The sequence below is a fragment of the Blastocatellia bacterium genome (genome assembly GCA_035275065.1).
GTDB lineage: Bacteria > Acidobacteriota > Blastocatellia > UBA7656 > UBA7656 > DATENM01.
Genome location: DATENM010000017.1, coordinates 78,381 through 86,784, shown reverse-complemented (window position 1 = coordinate 86,784; position 8,404 = coordinate 78,381). Strand labels below are relative to the sequence as shown.

Sequence of the window (8,404 nt, the reverse complement as noted above, 5' to 3'; positions counted from 1 at the left end):
CACTGAAGTACGCCGATGCCGCCATCCGCTGTTGTCTGCTCCTGCGCCAAGTCTTTCATCTCCCTCTGCGCCAGACGCAAGGCCTTGCTTCCTCCCTATTCCGCATGCTGAAGCTCAGGCTGCCTATACCTCATTACTCGCTGCTTTGCCGGCGCGCTCGTCGCCTCAACCTCTCACTCGCTGCACCCCCGGCAAAGCCCATCAAACACCTCGTCTTTGATGCCTCCGGCCTGAAAGTCTTCGGCGAGGGTGAATGGAAAGTCCGCACTCATGGCCAGGATTATCGCCGCCGCTGGCGCAAACTCCATATCAGCATTGACGCTGACTCGCAGCAGATCACCACCGCTCTGCTCACCGACGCCAATGTTGTTGATCCTCGCATGCTGGCGCGCCAGCTTCAGCAGGTCGAGTCGCCCATCGAGCGCATCTATGGCGATGGCGCCTTCGACGCACGGCAATGTTACCGGGCCATTCACCAGCCTGGAGCGAGAGCCATCATCCCGCCGCGCAAAGGCTCGACACTTTGGCAAGACAGTGATCTCAAAGATCGCAACCGCAATCAGCGCGGTGTCCAAAAGCATGGCGCGAAGGGCTGGAAGAAACGTTCAGGTTATCACCGGCGCTCGCTGGTCGAGACGGCCTTCTTCCGGCTCAAGACGATCTTCTCAGAGCGGCTGCGCAGCCGGCGCGATGACACGCAAGCGACAGAGGCGATGATTCGATGCGCGGCCTTGAACCGGATGACGGATCTCGGCATGCCTGAGAGTTGCCGAATCTGAAGCCGAGCTGATGCGGCGGCGCTAGCCTGTTCACGTTCCTGATTTATTCAACAAAGCCTTTCACCTCACGTATCAAGCTTTCCGATATGGAACTGTTACGTTCGCCAGCATCGGGAAATGCTTCTTATTCAGTGTCACCAACACGGCGTTCTTCGACTCGGCAGAAGCTGCAATGATCGCATCCGCCAAGCCAACATTATGACTCTTACGATAGTCTCGTCTGTACAGACCACTTTGGATAGCAATGGCTTCGTCAATCAGAACAATTTCAAACGCCTTTACAAAATCATCTAACGCCGTTCGCTCTTCTCCTTCGCGAACACCCGCATAAAGTTCGGCAACGGTTACGGCAGATATGAATACTTGCTCGGTTATGGATTCCAAATACGATACGGCTTCAGTCTGATCTCGCAGGTAATCAATCAGGACATCGGTATCTATCAGTAGGGACATATCGTTGTGTCGTTAAATCCGGTCCCATTCATTTCGGAGTTCTTGCAAGGAGGGAAGGTCTTGCCGGTCTTTCCAAATTCCTCTTGCCTTCTGCATCAACCTACGCTGGTCTTCGTTTTGAAATTGTGCGATGAATTGATCAAGCGCCTCACGGACCAATTCGCCCTCGGTCTTTCCCGTACGGCGAGATATTTCTTGAAGCGCATTTCGTTCCTGTTCTGTTAAATTTATCTCTGTATCAAGCATAAAGAGCCTCCAAACGAAGTTGATGGTAATCTAACGAGCCTTGGATGAGCAAGCAGGCCACGAAGCGCGGCTCACATGGTTTCTCGCTACACCGCCCGTGGCCCCGCTGAACGCGGGCGTTAGACGTCTATTGGCGACCTATCAGCCTATCGTATTCTGCATGTGAGCCAATCCAGAACCATACCAAATCATTCTCATCTTCTACGGCGAGGGCTCGGTAATGTAGGCCAACCCGCACTGACCATAACCGACCTATCTTCTTTAAGTGTAGCGATGGATGTTGGGAATCCTGTTGCAGCAGGGCATAACATCTGTCTGCCAACCTCTGTACTTCATTTGGAAGTTGGTGGTAACAAAACCAGAAGCGGGGCGTCGCGCGATGTCTCACAGGTCAGTGCAGCGCCCTTCTCGTAAATCCTGCAAGGCCTCGTCTGCGAGTTTATCTAATTGGCCAGCAGCAACATCCGCCTCCATCTGCCTGTCCCACAAAGTTGCATCGAACTCAGCAAACCACTCCCGGAACGCCGTCAAATCTTCTGCGGAGAGATGGCTAACCGCATCTTGAATTTCTTGTACTGAACTCATATCGAGAGATTACTCCAATCCATTAATCAGCGCAATTATTGTGGACGTCTAACGCCTGCGTTTACCGGGCGCGGGCAACGGCCTCACAAAGAATCACATGAATGGCGCTGCCCGCGCTCCGGTGCAACGCCTTGTTGGGCGACGTACGCAAGCCTAATCATGGCGATCCTCTCATGCCACTCGCGGCTGATCACCGCCATGGCCTCGCTTTCTTTCTTCGGCTTCCCTTGCATACCGCCCCCTTGGGCTACCTACCATTTCCGCCCCGCTGATGCATGGCCCTCCGCTAGCCGTGACTCGTGCCGCTCGCTTGCTGCGCCGAGAGGGCCGCGCTGGCTAGACAGAGGTTGGCCCGCAGCGAAGCGGCTCGGCTGCCGGGAGAGGCGCCAAGACGATGCCCAACCTGGCCAAGGCGATTGCTGGTGGTTTGTCGGTGCGGCGCTGGCCTTTGCCTTTGGCCATCACCGCAGGATCGAGTTGCGGACCCAACCAAGCTCGTGGCACCAACCACTTCGCACTTCAGCGACTGTGGAGAAGGCGCCCAACAATGACATGCACCGGAGCCGCCGAAGCGCTGTTCTCATGCTCGGCCAATGCCGTTCGGCGGCCCGGTGATGTCGAGCGTTAGATGCTGATTCGCAATGTTGCGTCCCTGATCATATCTATGAAATGATTTGCCTGAAGTGAGGCGAGATTTATGAGTGCATTTCAAGAAGTCGAAAAATTGTTGGCGCAGATGAGCCGGGCGGAAAAAGCTCAACTTTTACAGTTGGTCGTCCGAGATTTGGGCGAAGCCTTCCCAGGGATTGAGATGACTCCTGGGGTCTGTGGGGGCGAGCCGCGGATCGTTCGTACTCGCATCCCAGTCTGGGTATTGGAACAAGCACGAAGGCTTGGAACGAGCGAGTCTGAAATACTGCGAATCTACCCAACATTGAGAGCCAGCGACTTGGCTAATGCTTGGGCCTATGTAAACTCCCATCGGGAAGAGGTTGAGCGACAAATTCGAGAAAATGAGGCTGCTTAGCTGATGGCGCGGCTCTTTGCGGATGAGAACTTCCCGCTGCCAGTGGTGCTGAGTCTTCGTCGATTTGGACACGATGTCCGGACGCTGCAAGAAGCAGGGATGGCCAACCAATCAATCAATGATGATATTGTCCTGACTGTCGCCCACAATGATGGCAGAGCGGTATTGACGATAAATCGGAAGGACTTTGTTCGATTACACAATTCTAGCCTTGACCACTCGGGTATTATCGTCTGTACATTTGATCGAGATTTTGAGAGACAAGCCAACAGGATTCACAGGGCACTGGAGTCGGAGGGAGTGGCTGGTCAACTCATCCGTGTGAACCGTCCAAACGCATAATGAATGTAGGATAACTGCCCGGCAGCCTCTAACAAGGCGTTGCAGCGAAGGCCGCGAAGCAAGTTGCTTATCAGACTTTGATCGCCGCTCGCGGCCCCGCTGCTGCGTGTGCGTTAGACGTGGCAAGGCAAATTGCTATACGATGCGGAGAGGAGGAAATAAGAATGAAGTATCGAGTGTTGATTGAGCAGGATGAAGATGGGGTATATGTTGCGGAAGTACCTGCTCTGCCGGGGTGTATTTCTCAGGGAGAAACTCGATCCGAGGCTCTAGACAATATCAAAGAAGCCATCGCGGGTTACCTAGAAAGCTTAGAAGCTCATAACGAACCTATTCCCCCTCCGATCTCCGAGGAGATTGTAGAGGTTTCAGCGTGAGTGACTTACCGCGTATTTCTGGACGCGAAGTAGTCAAGGCACTTAAGAAGATTGGCTACGAACAAGACCGGCAGCGAGGTAGCCATATAATACTGAGACAAACAGATTCTCCACACAGGCGAGTGACTGTGCCGGACCATAAAGAAATTGCGAAGGGGACACTGCGGGCGATAATCCGTGAAGTTGGTTTGGCAGTAGATGAATTCAAAGATCTGTTATGACGGACTGAGCCACGTCTAACAAGGCGTTGCAGCGGAGGTCGTGCCGCGCAGTTCTCATGAACTTCAAGTGTCGTTCACGGCCCCGCTGAACGCGAGCGTTGGGCGTCCACCGTGGCGGGTAAGAAGAGAATGAGCAGATACGAATCGGCGGTAAGCGGCTGGGTCTACTGGGTGCTGCCAGCCGCCTTCGTGCTCCACGACGCCGAGGAACTGGCGACGATGCCCGCTTGGGTAGCATCGCACCGCAGCCAAATCGAGACGTTGCTTTCCGCGGTCGGCGCCGGTGATGCGGCCGCCGCGCTACCGACGACATTCGCCCGAGCCGGGGTCGCAATTGGCTGCATGATGATCGTCTTCGTGGTGATTACGGCTGGTGTGTGGTCGCGCCCCGCATCGCCCGTGTGGCGTGTAGCCTATGGTGGACTGCTCGGTGCGTTCTTCCTACACGCATTTACCCATATGGCGCAGAGCGTGGCATTCGGCGGCTATACGCCTGGCGTCGTCAGTGCCGTGGTTATTGTCGTGCCAGCGTCGGTGTTCGTCTATCGGAAGCTGACGCGGCGAGGGGCGCTCAAGAGGCGCCCGACAGCGGTGGCGAGCAGCGTGGCACTGCTGTTGTTTGTGCCTGCGGTGCTGTTGGCCTACACGGTAGCGGCGTGGCTGGCTCCTGGCTAAAGGCCGCCCAACAAGGCGTTGCACCGGAGCCGCCGAAGCGGAGTTCACGTCGTTACCCGCGATGCCGTTCGGCGGCCCGGTGATGTGTGTTCGTTAGGCCTCATATGGTTTAATGACGAAAAGTAGCAAAGCTATAGAAGTAAAACGCAATGCTGTTTGTTATTGCTTTTATACGATCTTACTCGACTTTGACAAGCTTTCCTAATTCTACTATTAATGAATCCGTATGGTAGTTTAAGGAAATAATATGGACCCGAACACAAAAGACTTATTACAACTTATTGCTGCATTTGCTAGCATTCCTTTCACCGTGATAGGTGCAATTTGGGGCGCTGAACGTGGAGCGCGCAGGGCTTACGAGTTGAGTGAAAGATCGGCGCTTGAACGTGATGCTCGCGCTAAAGCAGAGCAAGGAAAACAGCAGGACGAGCAGATTAAATCAGTGCGCCTACTACTCGGACTAGAAATTCGGCAAAACTTTATTGACCTAAGCTGGTTTCGTGACAACCTCAAAGATACATTGGGAGAAGAAATAAGTGCTTATTACGGCCAAGCCATTGCAGATGCGGAAAGGAAGTTAGACAAATATAAGTGGTTTGAAAAGAGGCAACACTTTACTGCTGTATATCTGCCCGACTGGAGCCACCGTTTTTGGTATGGCCAGCAGTCCTCATACTTTTTACCCCTTGCTCTCAGTCAAATGGAAATACGCCAGATTAACTTTTTTCACTCGCAGCTTGACCGATTAACTAGAATAAAAGATGTGCTGACCGAGAAGGCACGCAGACATGACAGAAAGTATTCTCATTTCTCATCAGACGACATGGCTGAGGTGTTGGCAAGCTCTTCTTTTGAAAACGCTGCGCCATATCTCTGGCAAGAATTTATAGCTATAATTGATCAGATTCTCAGCTTAGGTAATCCATTAGCAGCCGTTACGGAAGAAGCTGACGTAGGTGACACAGCCCAAACCGCCGATAGCTTACGGTCACGTTCTTCATCTCTGCAATCAGAACCCTAGACGGGTGTGGCATGATATGACCGCCATTTGGCCAACAAACGATAACCTCAACTCAACCTGAAAACGCTCGTTGTATGAAGGAACAAAAAACACTCAGAATCGTCGTGGCTTTAGCCGAAGACGTAAAAGACGCGAAGAACGACTTAACGGAAGTTGTAGATGAACTGAACCGGGTAGCCCTGGCGGAAAATTGCCCCGTGCAGGCAGAAATTATAGCTTGGTGTTGCGAAGGAAGCTTCCCAGGCTTTTATTGCGAAACCCCCTACTTGCTGATAGAAGAAATCTATCGCTGCTACAGCCCCGACATTATAATTGGCGTTTTTTGGAAGCACTTCGGAACCGATGTCCTGAGTTCCGCATTCGACCTAGAGCAGGAGTATGGCCGCGCTTCAAAGACATGGAGGCAGCCCGATTACTCGCGTGTCTTACTATACCTATGTGAAAAAACGCCTGACCTAAAAAATGATAATGAGCGAATCCAGCGCGAATACTTGATACACTTCCGGGGATTTTTTTCAATAGGCGAATTCTGGTGGCCGTATAAGAAAAAATCCGCTTTCCGCAGAACGCCACACAGCCAGGAGTTGAGCAAGATTGCCTACGACCATCTGTTACAAATCATGCGTAACTGGCAGGCTGAGGGCGCCCTCGTTAGTATAGATTTGAATCCGCCTCCTGATCTTAACCTGCCCGAAGGATGGGAATACATAAGTCGCCGGCAATTGGATGAGTTGCGCGGAGAACTTGCTGACGGCAATAGATTAGATAAAGTTGAAGTAGCGGACTACTTTGATGGCGAAGCCCCGACTTGGAAGGTTGCCGCTTCTGACAGCGTTCCTAGACGACAGATAGTGAAAAGGTTGAGGGGGGAGATAGCCGACGCAGCTTACGCCGGACGTTTACGAGTAACTTTGTTGAGTGGACCGGGCGGGGAGGGGAAATCGACCATCCTGCAACAACTGGTCGTCGATTTAACCTGCCGTTATGCGAGAATACATATAATCTGGCATCGGCATTGGCTTACTCCTTTACCGTCTTCATTGGTGCGACAGCTAATGAAGGAACAAGACCATTTCGTAATCGTCTCGGATAATGCTGAGACGATTGCAAAAGATGTTTACGAGCAAGTACGGCTTATTCGTGATGAACCGCGCTGCAACATTCAGTTTCTTCTCGCCAGCAGGGGAACCGATTGGTTATGGGCGAATGCTCCGGATGAGTTCGAATGGCGCAGGTATCTTGGAGAAAGAGACTTCGTTCGAGAGATGATCAAATTGGACTCGCTGGAAGACGCCGCTGACATTGTCAAAGCCTGGCAAGATGCAGGAAGCCTTGGGCATCTCGCCGAAGTGAGAGAAGAGGATCGCGCCCGGCATTTGTTGGAATTAGCTCGTGGAGAAAGAGCCAGGAACCCTGAGGAAGGCTCACTTTTAGGAGCTATGCTCATAGCCCGCAAGAGTCGAACGTTTTCAGACTACATCAGCGAAATTCTAAAACGGCTCGATATGCAGCAAGCGCCCGGCGGCAGAACGTTAAAAGATGCTTTCGCTTATATAGTTGCTTTGCATGCCGACCAGCGCCCTATACTGTCCAGGCCGGTTTTAAAGCGAGTGATCTCTTGTTCCTGGGAAGACTTTGATGACAAGGTAATCACGCCATTAGCAGATGAAGCGGTGACGGATTCGGGATGGTATATTCTAGCGCGTCACAGGATGATTGCGGAAGTTGCCAAACGAATTTTGTCTGATACGGCCCCTGATAGGTTTAATCGTTTCATTCTTCCCGATTTGCTCCGCGCTGCTCGAATGGATTATCTTGATAAACAAGGCGGCCAGTTGGATGACGAAACGATCAAGCCTTGGAATGATCTGCCCCGCTATTATTTCAGGAGAAAACAGGTCGATTTAGCTGCTCGCTTGGCCGAGGTCCTCGCGGACGTGGAGTCACATGATCCGTTTCCAGTAGTTACATTGGCGCATATTTATCGTGATGCCGAACAGAAGCAGAAAGCCGCAAATACCTTTCGTCAACGTTATAGCACTGTGCAGCCTAACAAGGGTTATTTCTATGAATGGAGCGTCTCAGAAGGGCAGATCGGCAATCACTGTTATAGCACGTGGCTTTCCGGCATCGCATTATCTGATTTCGTTCGCGAGCGACGTCCGGGCGATACACCGGCAGTAATGGTGCTGTCTGGACTTACTTCATCGCTCGGCAAGTTATTCGAGAAGACGGGGGACCCGAGCAACATCAGGTTCTATGATACTTCCGCGATGGTGATATTCATCAAAGCTTGCGCAGGAGCAGCGCAACTAGGTCTCGACGGTAGAGCACACAGGAACCTTAAACCTATGTTCGATCTAGAAGAGTCCAAGAACCATCTTAGAGAAGGCAGAAAACTAGGTGCTGAAAATGGAGTCGGTGCGCTCTCTTCGATTGAAGCCTTACAGAGTATTCGCGAGGGGATTAATCTTGCTTATGTTTTGCAGACAAAAGATGAGGGAGAATTGCCGGATTCACTGCCTGATCCCAATACGCTGAAATTTCAGGATTTGGAGAACCTTTTAGGCATAAACGAAAAGTCCGATGCCCGTCATCAAGATTTGCCTAAACCGCCTAAGCCTAGAACCAGGTTTTAGTGTGACCCCTAAACTTTCGAGGCGTATTTGTGTAGCGCT

At 52.0% G+C, this 8,404-nt stretch carries 12 protein-coding genes; 8 read left to right on the top strand and 4 right to left on the bottom strand.

The window, feature by feature from the left end; all coding sequences use genetic code 11:
* On the top strand, positions 1-779 hold a 779-nt coding region (locus tag VJ464_03275; protein HKQ04129.1), incomplete at its 5' end, for an IS5 family transposase.
* 72 nt (positions 780-851) lie between these two features.
* Here the strand turns inward: VJ464_03275 and VJ464_03270 are convergent.
* The 4 genes from VJ464_03270 to VJ464_03255 form a co-directional block, all read right to left on the bottom strand.
* Complete coding sequence (locus VJ464_03270) at positions 852-1,232, bottom strand: type II toxin-antitoxin system VapC family toxin (GenBank protein ID HKQ04128.1); 381 nt, start codon at positions 1,230-1,232, stop codon at positions 852-854.
* 12 nt (positions 1,233-1,244) lie between these two features.
* The gene (locus VJ464_03265) at positions 1,245-1,478 is read right to left on the bottom strand and encodes a CopG family transcriptional regulator (GenBank protein HKQ04127.1); all 234 of its coding nucleotides are present in this window, start codon (positions 1,476-1,478) and stop codon (positions 1,245-1,247) included.
* Positions 1,479-1,605: 127 nt separating this feature from the next.
* Positions 1,606-1,866 (bottom strand): hypothetical protein, encoded by a 261-nt coding sequence (locus VJ464_03260; protein HKQ04126.1) that lies wholly within the window; start codon positions 1,864-1,866, stop codon positions 1,606-1,608.
* Positions 1,863-2,063: a hypothetical protein gene (locus VJ464_03255; protein HKQ04125.1), complete on the bottom strand. Its 201-nt coding sequence runs from the start codon at positions 2,061-2,063 to the stop codon at positions 1,863-1,865. Before VJ464_03255 ends, VJ464_03260 begins: the two co-directional genes overlap by 4 nt.
* A 697-nt stretch (positions 2,064-2,760) precedes the next feature.
* On the opposite strand from VJ464_03255, the gene VJ464_03250 reads away from it, so the two are divergent.
* From VJ464_03250 to VJ464_03220, 7 genes are all read left to right on the top strand, one after another.
* A complete protein-coding gene (locus VJ464_03250; protein ID HKQ04124.1) occupies positions 2,761-3,090 on the top strand; it encodes a DUF433 domain-containing protein in 330 nt (109 codons plus the stop codon).
* Positions 3,091-3,093: 3 nt separating this feature from the next.
* Complete coding sequence (locus VJ464_03245) at positions 3,094-3,432, top strand: DUF5615 family PIN-like protein (protein ID HKQ04123.1); 339 nt, start codon at positions 3,094-3,096, stop codon at positions 3,430-3,432.
* 164 nt (positions 3,433-3,596) lie between these two features.
* Complete coding sequence (locus tag VJ464_03240; GenBank protein HKQ04122.1) at positions 3,597-3,809, top strand: type II toxin-antitoxin system HicB family antitoxin; 213 nt, start codon at positions 3,597-3,599, stop codon at positions 3,807-3,809.
* On the top strand, positions 3,806-4,030 hold the full coding sequence (locus tag VJ464_03235) for a type II toxin-antitoxin system HicA family toxin (GenBank protein ID HKQ04121.1): 225 nt from the start codon (positions 3,806-3,808) through the stop codon (positions 4,028-4,030). Before VJ464_03240 ends, VJ464_03235 begins: the two co-directional genes overlap by 4 nt.
* A 129-nt stretch (positions 4,031-4,159) precedes the next feature.
* Positions 4,160-4,705, top strand: a complete 546-nt coding sequence (locus tag VJ464_03230) for an HXXEE domain-containing protein (protein ID HKQ04120.1) — start codon at positions 4,160-4,162, stop codon at positions 4,703-4,705.
* Positions 4,706-4,952: 247 nt separating this feature from the next.
* Positions 4,953-5,726 (top strand): hypothetical protein, encoded by a 774-nt coding sequence (locus tag VJ464_03225; protein HKQ04119.1) that lies wholly within the window; start codon positions 4,953-4,955, stop codon positions 5,724-5,726.
* 74 nt (positions 5,727-5,800) lie between these two features.
* The gene (locus VJ464_03220; protein HKQ04118.1) at positions 5,801-8,365 is read left to right on the top strand and encodes a hypothetical protein; all 2,565 of its coding nucleotides are present in this window, start codon (positions 5,801-5,803) and stop codon (positions 8,363-8,365) included.
* The last annotated feature ends 39 nt before the right edge of the window (positions 8,366-8,404 follow it).

Excerpts from the sequence above, each read along its gene's own strand:
- VJ464_03270 (HKQ04128.1), bottom strand. The coding sequence starts at position 1,232 with ATGTCCCTACTGATAGATACCGATGTCCTGATTGATTACCTGCGAGAT.
- VJ464_03265 (HKQ04127.1), bottom strand. The coding sequence starts at position 1,478 with ATGCTTGATACAGAGATAAATTTAACAGAACAGGAACGAAATGCGCTT.
- VJ464_03255 (HKQ04125.1), bottom strand. The coding sequence starts at position 2,063 with ATGAGTTCAGTACAAGAAATTCAAGATGCGGTTAGCCATCTCTCCGCA.
- VJ464_03250 (HKQ04124.1), top strand. The coding sequence starts at position 2,761 with ATGAGTGCATTTCAAGAAGTCGAAAAATTGTTGGCGCAGATGAGCCGG.
- VJ464_03245 (HKQ04123.1), top strand. The coding sequence starts at position 3,094 with ATGGCGCGGCTCTTTGCGGATGAGAACTTCCCGCTGCCAGTGGTGCTG.
- VJ464_03240 (HKQ04122.1), top strand. The coding sequence starts at position 3,597 with ATGAAGTATCGAGTGTTGATTGAGCAGGATGAAGATGGGGTATATGTT.
- VJ464_03230 (HKQ04120.1), top strand. The coding sequence starts at position 4,160 with ATGAGCAGATACGAATCGGCGGTAAGCGGCTGGGTCTACTGGGTGCTG.
- VJ464_03225 (HKQ04119.1), top strand. The coding sequence starts at position 4,953 with ATGGACCCGAACACAAAAGACTTATTACAACTTATTGCTGCATTTGCT.
- VJ464_03220 (HKQ04118.1), top strand. The coding sequence starts at position 5,801 with ATGAAGGAACAAAAAACACTCAGAATCGTCGTGGCTTTAGCCGAAGAC.